Here is a 21547-nt window from a genome sequence, read left to right as displayed (position 1 = left end):
CATTACTCCAGAATTTGTTCAAATCTCACTGTCACATCCTCCGGGATATGATAGAATTTCTTGAAACGTTTTGCCCATCGCTCATTTGGCGGTATAGTCTGACAGAAATATTCCGAATACGGCAGAACAGGCAGCACAATTTCCTTCTGTTCCTGCTCTATTCCCGTCTGTATCAATTGTGCTCTGTAATCGTTTACCTGACCGATTGCCAAAAACATTCTTACATATATCACACACAGAACACAGGCCGCCATTCCTGTTATCAGTATAGGATAGAACAACTCTGTCCTGTATCTGCCTGTCAGATATCTGAGAAGCTTCAACAGCACCAGCGCCTGAAAAATATAAGATACGTAAAAACATCTCGCACCAATAGGATTCGCCGCCAGAAGCGGCGCCGCCACAGCTCCCGATGACAGATAAAGAATGCACATGGAAATTCCCTCTTTCCTGTCTACATTTTTCCAGATGCACAAAAGCACATTTGCAAAAAACAAAATCGCAAGCATGGTATTGATCGCATTATTCAGATTTTGATTACTGTCAAATACCCATTGTGGATAAATTTTATGAAAGACACTATATACACTGTACCCACAAAATACTACCGTCATTTCTATTGTGGCAAAAGTTTTTCGCCCACTTTTCTGAATCAAAATCAACAAGACGATAATCAAAAGTATATTTAACACCCAGTTATTTATTGATAAATGATACCAGATATTGCTAATAAACTGTCTTGCCATTCCACTGACAGTTGTGTGAATTTCTTTATATCCGTCTGATCCGTCAGCAGCTCTTGAATAGGCTCCATTAGAAAACATAATCAGCGCCCCCGCTATAGAAGCCCATAAAAAATTTAATTCTATAAGCGGAATTTTTTTATAACGGATCAGTGTATACACAACAATCCATACTGCATAAAAAACCACAAACACTGTAATATTCTCAGAAAACAACTGCACAGAAATACCAAGTGGAATTACCATAATTGTTTCCCAGACAGGAATAGCAGGCTGCTTCTGCTTCGTATACACCCATTCCGTCCAGTTATAATAAATCAAAAACAGAAAAACCGGCGGAACAAAATTTACAAATGCTGCCGGCCAGCCATAGCTCTGTTGAAACAACGTTGATGGAATTGAGATCAAAAGAAAAAAAGCTCCCAATAATAAAAATGTATTTTCTTTTGTCCTGCTTTCTTCTTCGAAACGTATATTTTTATACATAACATCCAAAAGCCACACAACACCTGCAGCAAGTACCACAGCCTTTGCCAGTACGCTTCTGGTAATCAAAAGTGCCAGAAGATCTCCCATATAACGGCCATTATAATCTTTAAAACCGTTTTTCATAAGTTCTATCCGTTCATCCAGACCCCACTGCCATTCATCATGGCAGTATGGTACCTTATATCCGATATATAAAAATACAACAAATGCCGCTATATATATCAACCAGCATACCTTACTTTTCTTTTTCATGGGTTATATTTCCCTTTCATTTTTCTTTCAGAAAGTATAGCATACCGTATTATAAAAGTCTATATAACCGCTTTTCCTTCAACCGTATTTTCAGGCGTTCTCCGTCTATTTTAAAAATATGTACCGCGCCTGTGCAAATTCCACCTGATCCTCGTCCTGCAGCTGATATTCCTCTCCTGTCTTCAGCAGTCTTCCATTTACTGAAGTTCCATTTCTCGAGTTGAGATCTGACAGATAATATTCGTCATCTGCCTTACGGATTTTTGCATGAATACGGCTGACTGTCGGGAGGGAGATCACAGCATCGGCGGCATTTTCCATCTTACCGATCACCATAAGGTCACGGTCAAGATAGATCGTCGCAAGTTCTCCCGGTTCACGGCTTACAAGGCTGGCCGGTCCTTCAGTCTGTCCGGCGGATAAGACGACTGTCTCACCATAGTTTTCTGTCTTTTCAGTTTCGTAGTTCTCATTCTGCTGCACTGTTTCCCGGTATACATTCTGTGAATTTTCCAGACGGTTAGCTCCTGTTTCCCCTGTCCATTCCGACATTTTATACTTTTCTTCACCCCATTCCGACATTTTTCTCTGTGATATATCTGCCTCATACAAATTTTCCGATTTTCTCTCCGCTCGCTTTTTCTTATCGTCACTTTCCTTCGTATCCGCAAGTTCCCGCTGCACTTTCTGTCTCCACTCTGCGCTCATCTGCTTTTTCTGTTTCTTCTTTTCGGCTGTCCATGACAGGAATGCGGCGAGAGCCAAAAGGATGATGGCGCCTCCGAAGATAGCTTCCGCCGGAATCCCAGGAAGATATCCCAGATAGCGAAGTATAAGAAGAATGATCATAACTGCCGCTGTGGAGACACAGAGCAAAGCAGCCGTCCATTCGTTAGCGGACTTGTGAGACACAGATTCTTCTTTCTTTTTGTCTTTTCTTTTCGAAGTTTTATCTTCCATATCTGTCTTCAATAATTGTGAAACATCCGTCTTCTTCTGTATTTCTTCTCCAAAATTATCCGCACCATCCAGATTGTTTCCTGTTAACTTCTGCTCCTGCTTCTGTGCAGATTCTTTATTGTCATTTTTTCCTGTAGCTTCTCTGTTCTGATAAATCGCCTCTTTTATATGTTCAAGCTGAAATCCTGTCTCCATTGCTTTCCGGTAGACTCCATAGCCCATACTCACTGCCTGAGGATCTTCATGGTCAAGTCGCGGGAGAAGGTATTCTGTCAGTTCCCGAAACTGTTCCTGTATCGGATGATGATAATCCGGAAGACAGCAGAACTTCACTTCTCTCTTCTCTATGTCCAGAAAGATATACTCCGGGCAAAGAAGAAGCTGATCGGTGTTCATAAGAAACTCTGCCATCTCTTCCATCACACGGATAAATCCTCCAAACAGCATGTGCAGGTCTTTGCTGTGAAATTTCCGCTGCTCATAGAAGGATGCCAGTGACTGTCTGGATGTGATGTCATAATAAAACAACAGATTTCCGTTCAGCCCCTGTATTCTGCACTTTAATATAGAGGGAATTACATTTCCCGTCAGCATTCGTACCTGATAGGATGCTGTATTCACTTTTTCGTCTTCTCGCAGGATCAAATAATTGTGACTTACATCTCTTTTATATTCTGCATACATATTTTAATCTCCGATATCCTGATCTCTGGTTATACCAATTGCTTCCTTTGCAGCCTTGATCCTGCGGATCCACTTTACCGGCTGAATAACTTTTGAGCTTCCTTCTGTTTTTAATGTCCATTTAAAGCCTCCAAAACCTGCAATCGTATCTGCCTCATAAGTTACACTGACGTTCTTTTTTCCTGCATTTACATGGCATCGCAGATTTTCCGCACCAAAGAATCCTACGTTTCCAAGCTCCTCACCGCGGATTTCTGCTGCCGCCTGTGATTGTCCGTCCTGACGTACTGCTTCCATACTTCCACTCAATGATGCTTCGCAGGCGGCTGCCGTCAGCCAGGCCCGGTTATGTACAAAAAACGACAGATAAATAATTCCCATAACGGTCAGAAGTACAATAGACATGACGCATGCAGCTTCTATGGTAAAACTGCCCTTACACGGATTATTTCTATATTGCTTATATATTGAGTTTGTAACCCTGTATCTGTAACTTTTTTTGGGTTTTTTCCTCATATGATCATCCCTCCTACATATCCCAGCAATAAAAACGGTACCAGTGGAATCTCTGTCTTCCTGTTCTTTCGAAATACCAGCATCAGAACACCGGAATATGCCGCTGCGAGCAGCATTCCGATACATGCCATCTGAATATAGCATTCCATTCGTAACATGCATCCCAGCGCCAGAAGCATCCATCCGTCTCCCATTCCTACCTGTCCCCGTGTCAGGACACTACCCCCAAGAATAAGAATGCCGATACCAAGCGGAATCAGATAGTCCGTCATTGTTCTTCCGGTTCTGACGCTGTATACCACTCCTGCCAGTCCAAAAAGCAATGTGACCGGTATTGAGATTTCCCTTTTTCGGATATCAAGAAAACTGCTGAAAAGCAGAAAGAGCAGTGTCCCGTATCTTTCCATTTCTCTTTTCCTTCTTTCTTCTTAGCATTCTGTTCTATAATTTTTGTGATTACTACTTATAATTCAATGATATTCCATCAGATTTCTAACCACATTTGCTACATACATGCATATCTCCGAGCTGTGATTTCTTGACCAGTCGAACAGTACGCTTCAGTCCACTGCAGGAAGCATTATTATGATAACGGTTCCCGGAACCCGTAATATAAACAGTCCCGGAGGGATTCTGATGATGGCTGCAAATCTCACAGGGGCTGTATCTTTCTCCGTTATCATTTCGTTTCTGTGATACGCTGCTTCCAGACACCTGTGTAATGGACAAGTTCAGATATCGGCAGCCCGCCTTTGTGTGATATACCGACCCGCTCTCCGTCACAAAAACCATTTCCTCAGATTCTGTACTGTCACCGGAGCCTTTCACGCCTTCTTCTGCACCTGTCCATGCATGGACTTTCACGGTATTATGCATCCAGACTTTCGGAAGTGGTATCAGCGCACCAACCGGACTATATGAATACACATCTGGCAGTGTAATCTCCTCCGGACCATTTCCATCTGCTACATATGCATACATTCCCGCGTCCTTCGTCTTTTCACACAACGCCTGCAAATGTGTCGTCTGCAGACTGTAAATGTCCATAAAGGAAATCATTGTCACCATACCCAGAAAAAACAGCGGAAGTACAAGTGCTGTCTCTACTGACAGTCCTGCCTTTTTTATCTTCTCACCCGAGGTACACAAAGATACCTTTTCAGAAAGCGTCAGGAGGATTCTGCCTATCGGGGACGACAGATACCATCTGTTCAGAGAGCGTGTCCTTTCTTTATTCTTTCTGTCTATCTTGTTTTGATTCCCATTGAGCTTTTTTTGTGCCTTCTGAAAAAGCATCTTTCTGCACCTCCTTTTAGCGGGCGGCGTAAATGCCGCCCTCAGCCATCAGATATAGCTGTATTGTTTTGTTACGGTATATGTCCTGCTTCTGTTTGCCCTCACATCCACGGATGCCTCAATCGCTTCGATACAACAGTCCAGACGAAACTGTTCTCTGCCTTTTGCGGCACGGATCTCCGCCTCGATCATATCCATTCCACGCTTAAGTTTCTGCGAACGTGAAGTGGATAAAAGAAGTACCTGAAGATAATCTTCATATGACATGCCGCCCTCCACGTCTTTACGCTCACTGTCCATCTTCTGCAGGAGATTCGGAAGATTCTCCAGTGACAGCTGCCAGTCTGCCGCTGTTTTCACAAGCGGTACTTTTCCTCCATGAAACAGTTCTCTCAGATCCACAATGCTCTCAGCAAATGACCAGCACAGAATCAGCGCAGTTTCAATCACCACTGCTGCCGGAGGGATCAGAAAACCGGATGCCACAGCCAGCGCAAGTGCCTGTATCTGCGCTCTCTTTGATACATCAGTCATCAGTGCCGATACATTGATCCCTTCGCGAATCAGAAGGAGTCGTCTGGCAACTGACTGGAGATTTTCGCGGTCACTGGATTTTCCACCCAGAAGATACTCAATCTGATATTTAAGTCCTGCGGTGGACGGTTCCCGGTAATTTCCCAGATGTTCCATCAGATACTGCTGGTAGAGTATCTGTGAAGTCGCAGAAGATGTCCGGATATTCTCTGCCGGAAGATTGATTCCTTCCTGCAGTTGTCGGTGCGATACAAGATCCGAAAGGGAAACCTGATTCTCAGAAATGCCATGGTCAGCCGGAACGACCAGATCAAGCAGCCCCATTTTTCGAATCTGTTTTATGACCGGGATCGGATTCGTGACTGCAGAAGGCTTCGGTGCTTCCACGATCTCATTGCCGCCGGTATTTCCACCTGATTCTTCGCCACTTCCAAATATATCGTTGGCACCTGAGCCGTTTTCTGCCTTCGAGGCAGCTTCGGCTTCCTGACTTTTCTGTGCTGCCGAATCCATCTCTGCATCATAATTTTCGAGGCTGTTGCCATCCTCACTCTGACGTCCGGCTTCTTCCGCCTGTCTGATCTTTTCTTCTTTTTTGTGGTAGCGGTCAAGAAGAAGTCCCACCCCCTGACTTCCCAGTGTATCTCTCATAAATGTCACTGCCTGACGAAAAAAAACTTCTCCATCTTCATCGGTTGCCAGACGATAGCCTGTAAATCCACCCTGTTTCAGAGTAAGTTTCTGACTGTTCTGCTTCAGAACAGGTTTCATGTAAGATTCCAGGTTGTCATATACTGCCCCCAGATTTAATCTGGAGCTTCCCTGTGTCCCGTCAATGAAAAACAAGTCATATTCATTCATAAGGAAACGGTCATACTGTCCAAACAGAGAATAGAGGCCGATATCCATACTGTTCAGAATCTGAGTCCTTGCCGCCGCAGCCTGTACCGACTGGATTCCGGTCGTAACAAGCGACAGCAGCAAACTCAGAATCAGCGCCAGAAAAACAGTGATACTTCCTTTTTTCTCCATTGGCATACCCCTTTCCTTCTCAGATAGAATTACTCTGCTTCGTAATCTTACTTAAAATACTTCTCACCAGATTGGTCAGCTGTTCCTTAAAAATGATTACCAGACTGATCAATACCACCAGTATCAAAATGATTTCAACGACGCCTACCGCATCTTCTTCACGTATAAACTCTCTCGCTGTCCGCATACATGCATTCATATTCTGCCTCCTTATTCTATCTGCTCTATCCTGCTGCTCCATCATCCATAGAAAGATAAAAATGCCGGTATCATGATGATCGCCATCACCACCGCAAGCATCATGACCATCGGTACTAGCAGCTTTGTAGCCGCTGTCTCACCCAGCACTCTTGCCTTTCGTTTCCTTTCATCCCACGCTTCCAGTGCTTCTTTTTCCAGAAGATCCGCCATCCTGTGGCTGCCTTTTTGCAGATTCTGTATCAGAATCGTGGAAAAGGTCTTGTACTTCATCTGTCCGCACCTTTCTCCGAATCTCCGATATGCTTCCAGTTCTGCAACGCCACTGTCCATCTCATGACACATGATCGTGATTGCCTCATACGCATATCGTCCGGTCTTTGGACGGTTTTTTATATAATCTGCACTCATTTTCTGAAACACCTTGCGAGCTGTCATTCCTGCCTGAATCAGAAGTGTGAACTTCATGATCAGTGACGGATAATCCATCAGTAGCTGCTCTGCGCGTTTTGCCATTTCTTCCTGCTGTTCTTTTGCTTTTTTCAGCATTACAACAAACGCTGCAAAAAATGCAAGTGATGCCAGAAGGGATCCTGTCCGGTCTCCGGACTTCTGCCAGGTAAGTTTCTGACCGTCCCACTGATCTGGCAGATAATAATAATCCGGATCCTGTTTCTGCTGATTATATTCTTCAATGATTTCTTTTAATTCTTTTTGTCTCTGTTCTGCCTCATTTACTTCCTGCTCCGGTTCGACTTCCGTCTCCTCCGTCTCTTTCTCCGGAATCTCCACATCAAACTTCTGCGGTTTCCGACCATCCACAGACACTTCAAGTTCTTCCGTGTATGCACCATCCGGATTCTTCTCCATGCGGTGCCCTTCCTGATAGACCACATCTTTACCGTCTGTCATGGTCAGTGCCATTCCCAGAAGATTTCCGCAGACCGCAACGAGCAGAAACAGCCGCATGCTCTGTCGGTCTGCGATTCCGTCCAGCCGGATCCAGCCTGCTTTCCATACAAGCACGATTCCAAAAGTCAGCACAAAGATTATGATATGTACCCACATATTTTATTCTGTGCGGCTCTCCCGCATTTCCTTTCTAAACTTCAATATCTACGATCCGTCTTCCAAGCCAGTAAGATAGCCCGTAAATTCCAAGGCACAGGGACATCGCCAGAATTCCGAACGGGTTTCCATAGAGTACTTCAAGGAATCCCGGCGAGGTCATCTTAAGATACAGAATAATCCCGGCCGGCATCAGACTCATGATCATCTGTTCCGCCTTTTTTGCCGCCAGTGTCGTCTCGATTTCTTTACGCACATCAATCTTATCACCCAGCATCCTCGAAGAAGTCTGTATGATCCGGTTCATATCACCACCGGTTCTCTTGGCGGTATAAAATACTGCTGCAAAATTTTCAATATCTTCAATCCCGCTTCTGTCACCAAAACTCATAAAAAGCTCTTCCACCGGTACGCTTACCTTTAACTGTGTTTCCATGTAATGAAATTCCCGCACAATATCCGCTTCCTGCGGATACAGCCGTTCCAAGTCTCTGGAGCATGCTATAACCGCATTTTCTACGGAATATCCTGCCTGTACTGAAACACTCAACGCATTCAAAGCATCTTTAAACTGATAATTCAGGTTCTTTTTACGTTCACGGATCAGTCCTTTCTTCTTCCATTTCAGAAAAAACACTGTGACCGGCAATGCAAGAAACATCAGCCAGAGATTCTGATAAAAAAGGTAATCCAGCGCCCCACACAGCAAAAAGCTCTGCACCATATACTTAAAAATCTCTGTCATGGAAAAACGATACTCTTCATAACTCTGCTTCATATGGTCACTCCTGCCCGTACCAGCTTTTCTCTGTTCAGAAGTTCAGCAGTCTGTACCAGTCCTTTTCCCTCCTGCCAGCGATAAAGCGTACGTGTCTTTATTTCATGATTTTCAAATCCGCATATTTCTGTTATCTCGAGTACCTTACGGCTTTTATCCCGCATTCTTCCCAAATGAATAAGAATATCAACGCCGGAAGCAATCTGCCTTCGGATAGCCTCAAGCGGGAGGTCCACTCCCATCAGTGTCATAGTCTCAAGTCTTGAGAGCATGTCCGAAGCAGAATTGGCATGTGCTGTACTTAAGCTGCCGTCATGTCCGGTATTCAGTGCCTTTATATGGACTCCCTATGTTCCCATCATGCAGAAATACAATATCTGTACTTAATACACAATGTATATAACGTTATTATCTTGCCATTTCACAGTTGCAAAAAGAAAAGAGAACCTTTCACAGCCCTCTTTCATATCGACTTTCTCATTCATTTGTCATACTCAACAGTTTGTCAACCAATGTCTCTAAACTTTTTCCCAAAAATGGGACAAAGTCTGGTATTGCACCAAATGCCATCCCAATTATTATCATTCGACCACATTCTCTTGCAGATTCCAATGCAAATCCATAGCTCAAAACACCTGTCAGAATAAATATAATTGATAAAAAGTAAAGAAAAATATTTCCCAACATCATAGGAATTTTTAATAACCAGCAAATCAATGTCATTACTACAAGAATCAAACACAAAAACACTTTTATTATGTACTTAACCAACATTTTTAATCCCTCACTTTTTTATCTTTCCGGACAGCAAGAATCCTGCCATCCGGACTTCCATTTTTTTGCTATCCGGACTTCCACTTTTTTGCTATCCGGGCTGCAAAATTCTTGCTATCCAATACAGTTCATTATCCTTTCGTGTATATCATTTCCGTCAAAATCATCTCTTCTGCATCATGACAAATGGTATTCATCCTCCTAGTCCATTCCATGTTGTCCTGTCTTTTTAATTTCTCTGTAATTCCTTGTTTCTCCATCATCTGTTTTACTAATTGTTCTTCCCTATCCCTTGCTTCTGCATCAATCTGATTCAAATGCTCAACAAGTTTTCCTTGTAACAACAATATTTGATATTTTGCCCTTCTGTGTTCCTGTAAATAGCTTTTACGAAGCATCCCATATTTCCCATATGTTGGTTCAATATCTTTAAGTGCCAATTCCGGCAAATAATAATCACCACATAACATATAAGTAAGTCCATTTTTCTCATCGTAAATTTCGTTCTGCATAAAATATTCTCCTTTTCTTCCTATAATTGGTCGTACATCTTCAACAGTGTTCCCTTTTTCATTTGACTATATTTCACTTGTAATTCTTCATATTTTTTCTGTAGATTCTCATATTCGTTTTTCGGAACACTATCGGATAATTTCTGTTCTAAACTCTTAATCCGTGCTTCCTGTGCTTTTGCAATAGCATCGCTTTTAGGATTTCGCAATATCATTCCCTGTTGTTTTTCCTTCAATTCCATCATGACCTGTTTCACATTCGGATTATTATAGAAAAAACCTCTGGAAAGTCCTGTTAATTTTGTAAGTTCAGCAACTGAAATTTTTATATTTTTTCTATACATTGTTTCAATAGCTGTTATTGCTGTTTCCGTCATTTCCGCACTTTTTTCTTTTGCCAGTGCTACCATTTTATCGTGTTTCTGCATTTTCCTTTTCCCTCCTGTATTGTGCTAATAATTCATTCATTTCATCTCGTACAGCCTTTGTATCCTCCGCTAATGCTTCGTTTCTTAACCGCCGATAATGTGGTATGGTTCGTGTATCCTTATGCCCCAACAGCCTTGCAATGCTATCATCATCTAATTTCATTTCTGTAAGTTTTACTCCAAAAGTGTGTCTAAAACGATGTGTACGAAACTCAAAATAATTTCCATTATCATCCCTGATATCATTTTCATAAATCATGATATTTACATGATATTTCAGCATTGAATCTGTATATAATTTCCCATTATCTTGCAGAAAAATAAATTCTGAATCTGGATGGTCCTTTTCTGAAACTTCTATTGCTTTTCTAATCACTTCTGCCAGCTGATCGCTGACTGGTCTTTTGTATTTCCTTGTTTTATGCTGGAGAATAGTTATAAAATAATGCCCAGATTTCTCAGATAAGCAATCCCTTCGCAAAGTCAACGTATCCTCTATTCTTGTACCGAGCATCTGATGTATTATTAGACATCTTCCTAACTGGGGCTTTAATTTTGTTAATGCACTATTAAATCTCCTGATTTCTGCATCTGAATACGCTTCTGGCAAAGCGTTGTCATATGCTCTGCAATCACTGGACAGAAAAAGATTGCATAAATTTTCTATTTCCAGTTCCCGCCCAATTTCATCCAGCAGATTATCCAAAACCGACAGTTCTGTTGTGTAACTGACTGATGTAAGACCGGTATCCGTTTTTATATAAACCAGATAATCTTCTATCATATCCCTGCTAATTTCTGTAAAATGCTTTACTTCTGGAAACCGATCATACATAAATCTAGCAAACCGACGGAATCCACACAATTCGCCTTTTATACTACCCATTGCTTTTGTCTGGCAGTGGCTATACAATATTCTCTTTATTATCTCTTTAAATTCTCTCTGCCTAATCTCACGAAAATCTAATCTATATCTTCCACGAATCGGATTACTCCTTGGCACAATATCCAGCTTTCTCATATCCCATACATCTTTTTCATTTTCTGGAATATCTGCTGTTTTACACTTCACAACATACTCATAATACATTTTCAGAAAAGAAACCTGAGCGCTATTTTGTTGCTCAACATTCCGCCTATCCGGTCTATTTCTTCTAACGTACAGCGCCAATCCTTTTTTATATAAAAATGCTTTATAGCTTCTCTCCAGTTCTTCCCATTTTTTATCAGTAATGCTGCTACAGCTTGTACACTTCTCATTCAGAAATTCTTTCAACAGATCAAATCTGTAAATATCATTTACGGCTGTTGATAATGATAAACGTCTGCATCTATCATCGATATACCCATAAATCTCATCCTGTATCTTTTCATTACGAATCTCTGATATGTAGTACACCCTGTTTTCCTTCCATTTCAGCCCAGCCAACTGTTTTTCTGTAGCTTGTTGATAACAGTCATAAGAAATCAAATTAATATTACCTTTCATCATCTTCTACTCCTTTCAATTTAAATGACTGATTTCTTGAAAAATATTTATCTTCAGCCGATACAATACGTTCCGGCATGAAATCAATGTACTGTTTTGTCATATTCTCACTTGAATGTCCCAGATAATCTCGTACCCCTTGTATAGAAACTCCATTTCCGTACATTGAAGTTGCAAGGTTATGTCTGTAATCGTGTGCTCTAAAGATATAATCTCCACAGGCAATCCCACGAGCCTTACACTCCCGAATCATCTGATTTGAAAATGTCTGTCCATTAAATGCACCACCTTTTTTATTTTTGAATAAATACTCCCCATTTTTTATTCCGTACTTTTTTTCATAATCGTTCACCAGTCCAACCAATAAACTCGGAACAGGAATGACTTTTTCCCTCCGCATTTTGCTTTGATATATGCGCATCCAATTCTCATTGCCTTGTGAATAAAAGGCTCCCGATTTTATTGTACAAACCTCGCTTTTCCTAATTCCTGTGCAAAACAAAATCAAATACATCAACTGTAAATGCTCTGGGAATGCCGGCAACTCCTTAATCAGATGAGCAATTGTTTTTTCTGGAACACTTCTTTCGTTGTGTTCTGGAAAACCTTTTTTAAAAAATCGTTCCGGATAAAACTTCAACACTTCAATATTTTTCATTTTCAAAAACTGTAGAAATGTATGTATATGAGTTATATATCGGTTAAACGTGGAATATTTAATATCGGACACATCCAAAATAGATACATAATCCGCTATATCTTGTATCTCCAGTTCAGTTACTTTCTTACTCTGTCCATCCAGATATTTTAAAAATTGTGAAATAAAACTTATTGTAATTCGGATATTTGATAAAGACAGATCAGATATCCCAACTAAATATTTTGCGTATAATTGTAAATACCAACGATTTTCTTTTTCGTAAATATTAATAAATGAAAGGCTTTTAACAGGTGAACTGGCATTGATTCTTGATTTATCAAACTGAAACCTATCCATATACCAGATACATGCTTGCCAATTTATCTCTGAATCTGTTAGAAATAACGTTCTTCTCGCAAACTCAACAATCTTAGAAGCCTGTTTTTTTATAATTTCTGACTCCTTGTTTAAATACAGATAAAATCTGTTTTCATCTGCCTGTTCCATTTCTTCAATATCATCTATTCCGTACTTATCGCAAAACCGTACAAGTGCTTTTAATGGTTCTAAAAAATATCTTCGATGTCTTTGTACCTTATCCATATTCAGAATTTCACACAGCAATATTTTTGTCTGTCGCACCAACTGTGATGAATGTATCCTCGTTAAGTCCCATAACAAATCATTCTTATCGACCACCTGACGGAAAGATTGTGCTTTCTTCTTATTGGGGACATACAGCAAAAACAATTTGTCTTGCTTAAAAAACTCCTGTTCTACAGAGAAAGGATTTCCTTGTGAATAGACATCCGGCATATTTTCTATTTTTAAACGATCAAATAAGCTCATTAATTCCACTTTATATTTTTCTGAAATATCCTCTTTTTCAAGAGACTCCATATACATTTTTCTCGTTTCATAGTTAATATCTGCAGTACACTGTATATCTGTATACTGAAAAAATTTATATAACCGGTTATAGTATTTTGCTTCTCCATTCGTAACTAAAGATATTTCTTCCTTTAATTTCTCAGATATTTTTTCCTGATATAACTTCGGAACAATTTTTAATACTGCCAAGGTAATCCCTCCTTCCTTTTACAGAAAATCTGCAATTTGGTATAAATCTTCATTATTTGAGTAGTATTGATCTGTTGCTTCTATCAATCGTTCATTATTTTCACCCAAGTATTTAATGGTAGTTTCAACTTTCTTATGCCCCAGGGCAAAACGAATGTCATTCAAATCCCATCCTTCTTTTCTTCTTTCCTCCGCAAAATAGTGTCGGAGCTGATGCGGATGGGAATTGATATCCGTTTTTTTGGATAGTCTTTTCAACATGCTATACACAGAATCCGCATCTAATGGCTCTCCTTTGTTTTTTCCAGTCAATTTTGTAAATAGATACTCCGAGTTCATCAGACTTTTTCGATTATCAGAAATGTACTTAACCAAGAACTCAAAAGTTGTATTACTTAACAAAGCCATTCTATATTCTGCATTTTTTGCTCTTGCCAAGTTGGTATTGGATTCACGATACCTTACCCGAACCGTCCTTCTTTCAAAATCAATATCTTCGGTATAATGGATTCCCAAAATTTCCCCTAATCTAAGACCGGTTTCTGCCATCATTGCTATCAGCAATCGATCTCTATCATTCGTACAGGCATTTATCAGCTCCTGTATTTCTTCGGATGTTATTTCTTCCAGATTAGGTTCTTCTTCTTTGAAGAAACCTTTAAACGAATTCACTGCATTTTGATGATTTACTCCCATACTGTCAAAATACGATACTTTTTTTACTCGTAAGACTTTAAGCATTGGCAAAACATCTTCCAGTGCCAAAAACTGGTAGTATCTGAAAACTGCACCAAGATACATATTGCAGGTCTTATTGCTCGTTTGTGTATTATGCTCAGTATGCTTTCCACTCTTAACCCAATACAAGAAATCAATAAAATGTTTATTCTGCTCTGAATAGGATAGCAATGTAATCTCATCCAATCCTATCGTTTGCTCCTGCAGATAATTGTAATAATATGAAAGTGCGAAGGCTGCGGATTTTACAGTATTCGGAGAAGCATTAATCTGATCCAGATGCTTCAAATACTTTGATGGAAGAATTTCAATTTCTTCAATATCAGAAATAATCAAAAAACGTGGTCTATTATCTTTCAAAATCGAAACAACCCTATATTTCAATCCACAGCCCTCCTTCCTTTCGTTTTGATTTGTTTGACTTCTTTGACTTCTTAATTCTACATTATACACAAAGAAGTCAAAATGTCAATTACGTTTTTGATTTCTTTGACTTTTACAAGAATATCAATAAAGCATTTTTTGATTTCTTTATGTTTTAAATTGATTTTTAGGGATATAATTGATAAGATAAAATACAAGAAGTCAATTTATATAAAGTCAAAGAAGTCAAGAGGAGATTTGCATGAACGAATTTATATCAAATTCAGGCACACTAATAAATCCTGACAGCGTTTACGATCAGGAAAGATTCATCAATATACTTCAAATCATTTTACAGAAAAAAACACAAAAAGAATTATCTGAACAAACAGGCTTAAATAATGCAACCATTTCACGAATGCTCAACGGTGCCCGATCTGGAAGACCATATAAAAGCACTATTGATAAAATTGCAAAAGCCATTGATGATCCAGAACTTATCCAAGAGTTATATGATGCAACGGGATATTCTTCTAAGAAAATACGGGAACGAAAAAAGATAATTGCAGACAATGGATTTTCTCTGGATCTCTCTACTGTTCAGGTGCATGAAAAATTTTTTTCTACCTTAATGCGTGGACTTTCCATGATGACAAGTCTGCATAAAGTTGAATGGACAATAAAATCCGGAACACCCAGATCATACGATTATTTAATTGAATTAAAAGAGGGAAATATAGATTATTGGTATATTAGATATGTAGATAGAATTACTTCTGATGAAGAAAGAAAAAAAGCCTTAACTGCCATTTATGGAGAATTTGCAAAATTGAAATTGGGCGGAAAAATCAAAGTTTCTTGCGCCACTCCTTCTTACGAAGATTATGATTATTTTGTTACAATTCCGCCATATCAATTAAATACAAATGCTTCAATTATACATTTTGATTCTGAACTCGAAAGATTTGCAGACGAAACCTTTTTAGAGACAGCTTTACCACTTAAAGAAAATATTCCTGTTAAGGATTTTTGTAATCTTACCGAATCACTGATACTATAACTTTTTGATTTTATCACAGAGAGAGTTACTTATGGCTCTCTCTTTTTTTAACACTTCCTCCTCCCACGTTCCAACTCATTATGGCTAATCATTTTCTAAAGCAAGTATCGCCTAGAGTAACTCAAAATCCCTTTTCTGGATTATGATTCTCTGACAAACTTGATAGAGATTACGATTCTCCATACCCTCAATATCACAAAATATCAAATTTTGCTATTAGCTCATAATAAATTTTCGCAGCTTTCTGTTTTTACACTCATGGTTATCAAAAGCTTTTTTTAACCATCTGCTTCTATCGACTACAGATTTAAAATTTTATTATTCAAAAAAAATAAAAGGCATTCCACAAAAATACCTATCACCAAAAATATAATGGACACTTCTATTCATTATATTTGCACCGACAACTAGAAGTTGTTTTCCTGCCAACGCCTTTCCAACAGCATAAACTCCCAATAGCATTTTGATGATATAAAAATACTTCTTTCATCGTTGAAATAAAATACCTTGTAAATAGAATATATGTGGAATCTCTGTTTCTCATAAGTTTCTCAATTACCCCAGAGCAAGATCCACCTGTGTTTAACAATATTGTCTTTCCGACAAATATTCTTTCATCAGGTTTATATCTTGCTGGGGATTCCCCAAACCCATTCTTTCTATTTATGCCGAGATTACTGTACACATTAGAGCAAGATCCACCCCGGTAATACCATATCGCTATTTTAGCATTATGGCATTTTCCGGATGTTGGAATCTTGCTAAGGATTGTGCTCCCTAGTTCCTCACATTCAGCATAAATATATGATTGGTTCCTCGAATTTCTTCGGTCACAGCACAGGGAGAAAAAATAGGCTAAACAGCCCTATATCCCTGTGAAATCACCATGTGATTATAAAATAGCAAGGACAGGAAGTGTGGATACACTTCCGCAAAATTGCCAATTTCGGAGCCATATCCAAAATTGAAAAATACATAAAAATCAAAAATCCGAAACCTTACTCGATATCCAAATTTATAATTTTTACAGATTACAAAAAAACCAATATGAAAATTTTACAAATTTTGTAACACATGTAAAATTCCCATATTGGTTTTCATTCATCTTTTATGGATTTGGAATATTCTATGTTTTCAAATATTTTACTTTGAGCAAAAAACAGCTCTATAAACTTTTATCATTGCATTTTCTGGTATAATTTCATCAACTCTCCCACACAATCTGCTTCCGTCATTTTTGTACTAAAGCCATACGCAGCCATAACAGCTTTATCATTTGCAGTATGTGCTCGTCGTAACTCGGCTGGCATTGTTAAAGGATCATATAAAGCCGCAAGATTACTACTAGGATATAATGTTCTTGCTTTCAAAATTTCCTGTGCCGATTTTTCAATTTGTTCCCGATTCTTCTCCGTTACTACAGGCCACGGAAAATTGTTATACACTATTGTGTTTGAATAACTATAATCACTTTTTAATCTTCCACACACTGCTCGCATCCATGCCATGTGAACATTCGACATCAATACACCAAATTCATAAAATGATGCATTGGGCATAGTGAATAATTTGTCTCCCGGAATAATTTCACCATCTAAATAATCCATTGGAATATATCTACGATTCTGAGAAGAAACTTTGGGAATCGCAATATATTGATTTTTATGTTCAAGTATTGATGCAAATAAAGTTGGATTCTCAGCCGCTTTTTTTGTGTTCGCTCTTGTACTACTAAGTCTAAATTCACGTACTTTATTCACTCGTTCTAATATCATCGGACATTTTTTTAATAATCCAGGATCAGCTCCAACAAGCCAAATACAATATCTCGGCTTTCGATCAATAAAATCTTTTCCCATCATATAATGTCTAAAAAACGGAGAAGCCTGTGGTTCTTTTTCCAAAAACTCTTCCTTTTCCTCTTCCGTCAATATTAAAAATCCACCATCAATTGCTTGCCCACCTAATGCTATTTCAGGAACATTACACAATGGTTTCATTCTTTTTTCAATGAATATATTTTCTGCATCAAGCAAATATCCATTAATATTATTCGCCGGAATTGCGTTCTCACCTGAATAAATTATTTTCTGCTTATTATTTACAGCTCTGCTAAAGCCAACAATTACACAATGAACATGCGCTTTTATTGACGCTTCACTATCCCATATAAATGTTCTGTATGCAAAATCAATGTGTACACCTGATTCAAAAAGCGGTTTCCAGAGAATCGAAACACTTTCTCCCTGTGTAATTGAATTAGTTGATACCAATGCTGCTCTGATATTATAATTTCCCATATAGTCAGCCGCTTTTTTATACCAGCAACTAACATAATCAAGATTTCCTATACTCTTCCATCCTTCAAATATCTTCTCAACATCTTCCTTCTGCTCCGACGCCATCCAACGTGCTCCTACAAATGGCGGATTTCCCATTATAAACGATAATTTTTCTGCAGGAATTACATCATTCCAATCAATTCTTAATGCATTTCCTTCTGTAATATTTACATATGTCTTTAAAGGAAGAAAATCGTCATTAAATCCATACACAATATTTTTCGTTTCTTCCAACATTTGAGATTCTGCAATCCATAAAGCCGTTTTCGCAACTGTAACTGCAAAATCGTTAATCTCTATTCCATAAAATTGCTGAATAGAAACTCTAATTGGATTATTTACCTCTACCAATGTCATTTGTCCGCCAACTTTTTCCTTTATCACCTCATTCTCCAAACGACGAAGCGACAGGTATGTTTCTGTAAGGAAATTTCCGGAACCACACGCAGGATCAAAAAATGTAAGTGATGCCAATTTATTTTGGAATTCTTCCAATTTTTTATCTCTGGTACGCTTCACTTGAATTGCTCTAATACTATCAAATTCCTTCTGCAAATCTTCCAAAAAAAGAGGACTAATAACTTTATGAATATTTTCAATAGATGTATAATGCATTCCTCCTGAACGTCTGGTCTCAGGATTTAATGTAGATTCAAATACCGCTCCAAATATAGTTGGAGAAATATCACTCCAGTCAAAATCTTCTGACGCTTTTGTAAGAAGTAATTCTTTAATTTTCTCTGTAAAAGGTGGTATCTCAATAGTTTCATCAGCAAATAACCCACCATTTACATACGGGAACTGAGCAAGTTCTTCCTCTAAATACTCGTCTCGCTCTGATACAGGTGTATCCAATATCTTAAATAATTCTATTATAGCTCTCCGGCAATCCTTTACTTCATATGTTTCCAAATAATCATGGAACATATTTCTCTTTCCAAAAATACCAGCATCTTCTGCATACAAGCAAAAAACAATTCGCACACATAAAGCATTCAGGCTCTTTAGTTTATGCTCTCTTTTTTCTCTCTGCTCAAGTGTTTCATCCTTTTCCTTAATATCTGGTATACGATATTGTTTTAAAAACGCATCATAAATAAGCCCAACAATACCTCCTGCTTTTATTGATACTTCCATTTCATGCGATATTGTCTTTACTTCCTTTTTCACCAAGAAGTCCAACAATGGATATTTGCTTTGTAATTCATCTAAAGCAATCTTTGTCGGTTCTGGCTGTTTCTGGTTCATATCATAAATCCAAATTTCAGCAAAATTTGACGTAACAATCCACCGAGCTCTTTCATCAAAAGTCAGCTTTCCATTATATCTGTCTGCCTGTTCAAATGGAGTAAGATCAACATCTCCTGAATTCCTGATTTTCTGATCCAATGCTTTTCCAAGACTCTTCTGTTCAATAATTACTCGTGTTTCAGGAATATACACATCAATACGTTTTGTATTTCCATCAATTACAACTTTCTTTTCAAAGTTCAAACGTTCTGTCACATTATCCATTCCCAAAACATTCGTCAATAAATCAATCCAATAAGAACGTCCATCTTCATCTTCTTTCCCTTTTCCCATCCATCGGTTTACAAATTGACGGGCAGCCTCTCTTTGTTCTGCATCTGTCATGCTTTTTTCCTCCTAAATAATCGTGCATTCACAAATCTTTCTCCGACTATTTTTACATATCATATCCACAGTATATCATAAAATTATTACAGAACAGCATTCATATATCATTATTTGTATTGTGTCTGCACACAAGGAACTTCTACCGCCAAATCATAATAATATTGATACATGATCATGTTATCTTTTGCTTCTATATACACTCTCTGAGCTTCTTTCAGCAAGTTATTCCAAATATCTTTCCATTCACTAGGAGCCGAATCTAAAAACCACATATTATTAAATGACATTTCTATCGTCCCCCATAAATCATCTTCTTTACGCTCAGTTTTTATATTCATCTGCATATTTCGTGCAATTTCCAATGCATCTTTTTGTAAAAAAGTGAATTTCACTACTTTTTGAGGATCTGGAACTTTCTTAAAACGACGCATATGAGCTTCTGCCTTTTTAATAATTGTTTCCAATTGTTCATCATGCCATTTTTTATCCTCTAGCATCTCTTCTTCTGACATTTGCGCTTTTTCTTCATTAATTTCTCTTTGCATTTCTTCCAATTCATGCTGTGCAATATCATAATATTTCTTTTCAATCACCATAATCTCTCAACTCCATAAAAAAAGAAACAGTCAACATTTTCGTTACAACTGTTTCCTTTATTTTTGAAGTCCCCGGAGCATTTGTATCACTACATTCTGTTCTTTTTCATCAAGATTATTCCAAATATTCAGAACCTCTTGTTGTGATTCTGATAAGCTTACTGGAACATCCATTCCGGCAAAGAATTGTGCCATTGTTACTCCCAGTGCATCACATATCTTTTCTACAGTAGGCATAGTTGGTAAACTTTCTTTAGCAATAATTTTTCCAATCGAAGATTGAGATATACCAGTCAATTGTGACAGCCGATATTTACTCATATCACGTTTTTTACATAAAGCTATAATATTGTCCGCAATATAATCCTCTGTACGCAAGTAAATACACCTCTTTCCGATAGTAGTTACCTTAATTGTAACTAGAAATCCGCAAAATTATTAGAGATGTATCTTACAAGTATTTACTAAGGGAAACAGTAGTATTAAAACAAAAAAAATAGAACTATATAAAGTTGTATTCCATTAATGTCAGCTTATTATCTAAATGCTCATATTCTCTTTGTATTTCTTCAATTTTATCATATAGTTTCAGCACTGTCGAACCCTTTATCATTTTATTCTCTTGGCACATCTGCCGGAATTTTTCTTTGTACTCCCGCAGTACTCTTCCTTTTTCCTCTAATTCCTCCAGTGTTTTGATTTCCTCTTTATCTGCCATGTATTTTCCTCCCAGACATAATTTTTAATACATAAATGATAACCCTTTTTTCGCTGTTGTTCAATTACAACTTATCGCCTTTTTCTCCCATCAATCGACAATCTTCTTTTTGCTATATACATATGATATACTTCTCTTTATACAACCAATTGCTGTTGTATAGCTCACCATTTTTTCTATCTACAACACAAAAAAGTCAAGTTGTGATGGAAAGGAGGTGAGGACATGGAAATAAATTATGCACTTATTGGCAAACGTATAAGAGAAACCCGCAAACAACGAGGATTATCTGCCGAGGAGCTGGCTGAAATTGCTGATCTTTCTACTGTTTATATAAGCTATATTGAAAATGCCAAGCGTAAACCCAGTTTAGAATCTTTAATCAAAATTAGCAACGCACTTGAAATTACTATTGATGAATTACTCTATGGGAACTTGTTATACAATCCTACGGAATATCAAACTGACATTGATTTATTAATGGCAGATTGTACCAGCACTGAAAAACGTTACATATTCGAGGTTCTTTCAGCCATAAAAAACATTTTACGAATCAATGATTGGCATCTATCCTCAAAACACAATTACGATGCTGATAACCCGAATGATTATTAAATCA

Annotated in this window: 22 protein-coding genes; 2 read left to right on the top strand and 20 right to left on the bottom strand. The window is 38.2% G+C overall.

What is annotated here, in order from left to right:
• Positions 1-2: 2 nt before the first annotated feature.
• From DWW86_RS08455 to DWW86_RS08380, 16 genes are all read right to left on the bottom strand, one after another.
• The gene (locus DWW86_RS08455; RefSeq protein WP_117942822.1) at positions 3-1484 is read right to left on the bottom strand and encodes a DUF6056 family protein; all 1482 of its coding nucleotides are present in this window, start codon (positions 1482-1484) and stop codon (positions 3-5) included.
• A gap of 105 nt (positions 1485-1589) precedes the next feature.
• Positions 1590-3128, bottom strand: coding sequence for a DUF6382 domain-containing protein (locus tag DWW86_RS08450; RefSeq protein WP_117942821.1), 1539 nt, complete (start codon positions 3126-3128; stop codon positions 1590-1592).
• Positions 3129-3131: 3 nt separating this feature from the next.
• On the bottom strand, positions 3132-3644 hold the full coding sequence (locus DWW86_RS08445) for a TadE/TadG family type IV pilus assembly protein (protein ID WP_072522790.1): 513 nt from the start codon (positions 3642-3644) through the stop codon (positions 3132-3134).
• Positions 3641-4051, bottom strand: coding sequence for a prepilin peptidase (locus tag DWW86_RS08440; protein ID WP_117942820.1), 411 nt, complete (start codon positions 4049-4051; stop codon positions 3641-3643). Before DWW86_RS08440 ends, DWW86_RS08445 begins: the two co-directional genes overlap by 4 nt.
• Positions 4052-4136: 85 nt before the next feature.
• Positions 4137-4940 carry a hypothetical protein gene (locus tag DWW86_RS08435; RefSeq protein WP_117942819.1) on the bottom strand — a complete coding sequence of 268 codons (804 nt, stop codon included), beginning with the start codon at positions 4938-4940 and terminating at the stop codon, positions 4137-4139.
• A gap of 48 nt (positions 4941-4988) precedes the next feature.
• Complete coding sequence (locus tag DWW86_RS08430) at positions 4989-6512, bottom strand: DUF5702 domain-containing protein (protein ID WP_286187679.1); 1524 nt, start codon at positions 6510-6512, stop codon at positions 4989-4991.
• A 13-nt stretch (positions 6513-6525) separates the two neighbouring features.
• On the bottom strand, positions 6526-6705 hold the full coding sequence (locus tag DWW86_RS08425) for a Flp1 family type IVb pilin (protein WP_181985330.1): 180 nt from the start codon (positions 6703-6705) through the stop codon (positions 6526-6528).
• A gap of 41 nt (positions 6706-6746) precedes the next feature.
• Positions 6747-7772 (bottom strand): type II secretion system F family protein, encoded by a 1026-nt coding sequence (locus DWW86_RS08420; RefSeq protein ID WP_117942818.1) that lies wholly within the window; start codon positions 7770-7772, stop codon positions 6747-6749.
• 34 nt (positions 7773-7806) lie between these two features.
• Entirely contained in the window at positions 7807-8550 is a 744-nt protein-coding gene (locus tag DWW86_RS08415; protein WP_117942817.1) for a type II secretion system F family protein, read from the bottom strand.
• Complete coding sequence (locus tag DWW86_RS08410; protein WP_353652687.1) at positions 8547-8879, bottom strand: ATPase, T2SS/T4P/T4SS family; 333 nt, start codon at positions 8877-8879, stop codon at positions 8547-8549. The genes DWW86_RS08415 and DWW86_RS08410 overlap by 4 nt, the downstream gene beginning before the upstream one ends.
• 148 nt (positions 8880-9027) lie before the next feature.
• Positions 9028-9324: a hypothetical protein gene (locus tag DWW86_RS08405; protein WP_117592881.1), complete on the bottom strand. Its 297-nt coding sequence runs from the start codon at positions 9322-9324 to the stop codon at positions 9028-9030.
• 131 nt (positions 9325-9455) lie between these two features.
• Positions 9456-9836 (bottom strand): TnpV protein, encoded by a 381-nt coding sequence (locus DWW86_RS08400; RefSeq protein ID WP_117592879.1) that lies wholly within the window; start codon positions 9834-9836, stop codon positions 9456-9458.
• A 20-nt stretch (positions 9837-9856) separates the two neighbouring features.
• Positions 9857-10264, bottom strand: a complete 408-nt coding sequence (locus tag DWW86_RS08395) for a DUF6262 family protein (RefSeq protein WP_117592877.1) — start codon at positions 10262-10264, stop codon at positions 9857-9859.
• Positions 10248-11756 carry a tyrosine-type recombinase/integrase gene (locus DWW86_RS08390; protein ID WP_243038051.1) on the bottom strand — a complete coding sequence of 503 codons (1509 nt, stop codon included), beginning with the start codon at positions 11754-11756 and terminating at the stop codon, positions 10248-10250. Before DWW86_RS08390 ends, DWW86_RS08395 begins: the two co-directional genes overlap by 17 nt.
• Positions 11743-13473: a tyrosine-type recombinase/integrase gene (locus DWW86_RS08385; RefSeq protein ID WP_117942815.1), complete on the bottom strand. Its 1731-nt coding sequence runs from the start codon at positions 13471-13473 to the stop codon at positions 11743-11745. Before DWW86_RS08385 ends, DWW86_RS08390 begins: the two co-directional genes overlap by 14 nt.
• 18 nt (positions 13474-13491) lie before the next feature.
• Complete coding sequence (locus DWW86_RS08380) at positions 13492-14595, bottom strand: tyrosine-type recombinase/integrase (RefSeq protein WP_117649575.1); 1104 nt, start codon at positions 14593-14595, stop codon at positions 13492-13494.
• 241 nt (positions 14596-14836) lie between these two features.
• On the opposite strand from DWW86_RS08380, the gene DWW86_RS08375 reads away from it, so the two are divergent.
• A complete protein-coding gene (locus DWW86_RS08375) occupies positions 14837-15634 on the top strand; it encodes a helix-turn-helix domain-containing protein (protein ID WP_117649577.1) in 798 nt (265 codons plus the stop codon).
• Between the two features lie 1178 nt (positions 15635-16812).
• Here DWW86_RS08375 and DWW86_RS08370 read toward each other — a convergent pair.
• The 4 genes from DWW86_RS08370 to DWW86_RS08355 form a co-directional block, all read right to left on the bottom strand.
• On the bottom strand, positions 16813-19611 hold the full coding sequence (locus tag DWW86_RS08370) for a DNA methyltransferase (RefSeq protein WP_117592868.1): 2799 nt from the start codon (positions 19609-19611) through the stop codon (positions 16813-16815).
• A gap of 110 nt (positions 19612-19721) precedes the next feature.
• Complete coding sequence (locus DWW86_RS08365) at positions 19722-20210, bottom strand: chemotaxis protein CheY (RefSeq protein ID WP_117942814.1); 489 nt, start codon at positions 20208-20210, stop codon at positions 19722-19724.
• Positions 20211-20267: 57 nt separating this feature from the next.
• The gene (locus DWW86_RS08360; protein WP_013976760.1) at positions 20268-20588 is read right to left on the bottom strand and encodes a helix-turn-helix domain-containing protein; all 321 of its coding nucleotides are present in this window, start codon (positions 20586-20588) and stop codon (positions 20268-20270) included.
• Positions 20589-20712: 124 nt separating this feature from the next.
• Positions 20713-20928 (bottom strand): hypothetical protein, encoded by a 216-nt coding sequence (locus tag DWW86_RS08355; RefSeq protein ID WP_013976761.1) that lies wholly within the window; start codon positions 20926-20928, stop codon positions 20713-20715.
• Positions 20929-21153: 225 nt separating this feature from the next.
• Between DWW86_RS08355 and DWW86_RS08350 the strand changes: the two genes are divergently transcribed.
• Positions 21154-21543, top strand: coding sequence for a helix-turn-helix domain-containing protein (locus DWW86_RS08350; protein ID WP_008374249.1), 390 nt, complete (start codon positions 21154-21156; stop codon positions 21541-21543).
• The last annotated feature ends 4 nt before the right edge of the window (positions 21544-21547 follow it).

It is taken from the genome of Ruminococcus sp. AF17-22AC (assembly GCF_003460065.1).
GTDB lineage: Bacteria > Bacillota > Clostridia > Lachnospirales > Lachnospiraceae > Blautia_A.
This window is presented reverse-complemented; position numbering and strand designations above follow the sequence as displayed.

Bases quoted from the DNA above. Each gene is read 5' to 3' on its own strand.
- DWW86_RS08455 (WP_117942822.1), bottom strand. From the start codon at position 1,484: ATGAAAAAGAAAAGTAAGGTATGCTGGTTGATATATATAGCGGCATTT.
- DWW86_RS08450 (WP_117942821.1), bottom strand. From the start codon at position 3,128: ATGTATGCAGAATATAAAAGAGATGTAAGTCACAATTATTTGATCCTG.
- DWW86_RS08445 (WP_072522790.1), bottom strand. From the start codon at position 3,644: ATGAGGAAAAAACCCAAAAAAAGTTACAGATACAGGGTTACAAACTCA.
- DWW86_RS08440 (WP_117942820.1), bottom strand. From the start codon at position 4,051: ATGGAAAGATACGGGACACTGCTCTTTCTGCTTTTCAGCAGTTTTCTT.
- DWW86_RS08435 (WP_117942819.1), bottom strand. From the start codon at position 4,940: ATGCTTTTTCAGAAGGCACAAAAAAAGCTCAATGGGAATCAAAACAAG.
- DWW86_RS08430 (WP_286187679.1), bottom strand. From the start codon at position 6,512: ATGCCAATGGAGAAAAAAGGAAGTATCACTGTTTTTCTGGCGCTGATT.
- DWW86_RS08425 (WP_181985330.1), bottom strand. From the start codon at position 6,705: ATGAATGCATGTATGCGGACAGCGAGAGAGTTTATACGTGAAGAAGAT.
- DWW86_RS08420 (WP_117942818.1), bottom strand. From the start codon at position 7,772: ATGTGGGTACATATCATAATCTTTGTGCTGACTTTTGGAATCGTGCTT.
- DWW86_RS08415 (WP_117942817.1), bottom strand. From the start codon at position 8,550: ATGAAGCAGAGTTATGAAGAGTATCGTTTTTCCATGACAGAGATTTTT.
- DWW86_RS08405 (WP_117592881.1), bottom strand. From the start codon at position 9,324: ATGTTGGTTAAGTACATAATAAAAGTGTTTTTGTGTTTGATTCTTGTA.
- DWW86_RS08400 (WP_117592879.1), bottom strand. From the start codon at position 9,836: ATGCAGAACGAAATTTACGATGAGAAAAATGGACTTACTTATATGTTA.
- DWW86_RS08395 (WP_117592877.1), bottom strand. From the start codon at position 10,264: ATGCAGAAACACGATAAAATGGTAGCACTGGCAAAAGAAAAAAGTGCG.
- DWW86_RS08390 (WP_243038051.1), bottom strand. From the start codon at position 11,756: ATGATGAAAGGTAATATTAATTTGATTTCTTATGACTGTTATCAACAA.
- DWW86_RS08375 (WP_117649577.1), top strand. From the start codon at position 14,837: ATGAACGAATTTATATCAAATTCAGGCACACTAATAAATCCTGACAGC.
- DWW86_RS08370 (WP_117592868.1), bottom strand. From the start codon at position 19,611: ATGACAGATGCAGAACAAAGAGAGGCTGCCCGTCAATTTGTAAACCGA.
- DWW86_RS08365 (WP_117942814.1), bottom strand. From the start codon at position 20,210: ATGGTGATTGAAAAGAAATATTATGATATTGCACAGCATGAATTGGAA.
- DWW86_RS08355 (WP_013976761.1), bottom strand. From the start codon at position 20,928: ATGGCAGATAAAGAGGAAATCAAAACACTGGAGGAATTAGAGGAAAAA.
- DWW86_RS08350 (WP_008374249.1), top strand. From the start codon at position 21,154: ATGGAAATAAATTATGCACTTATTGGCAAACGTATAAGAGAAACCCGC.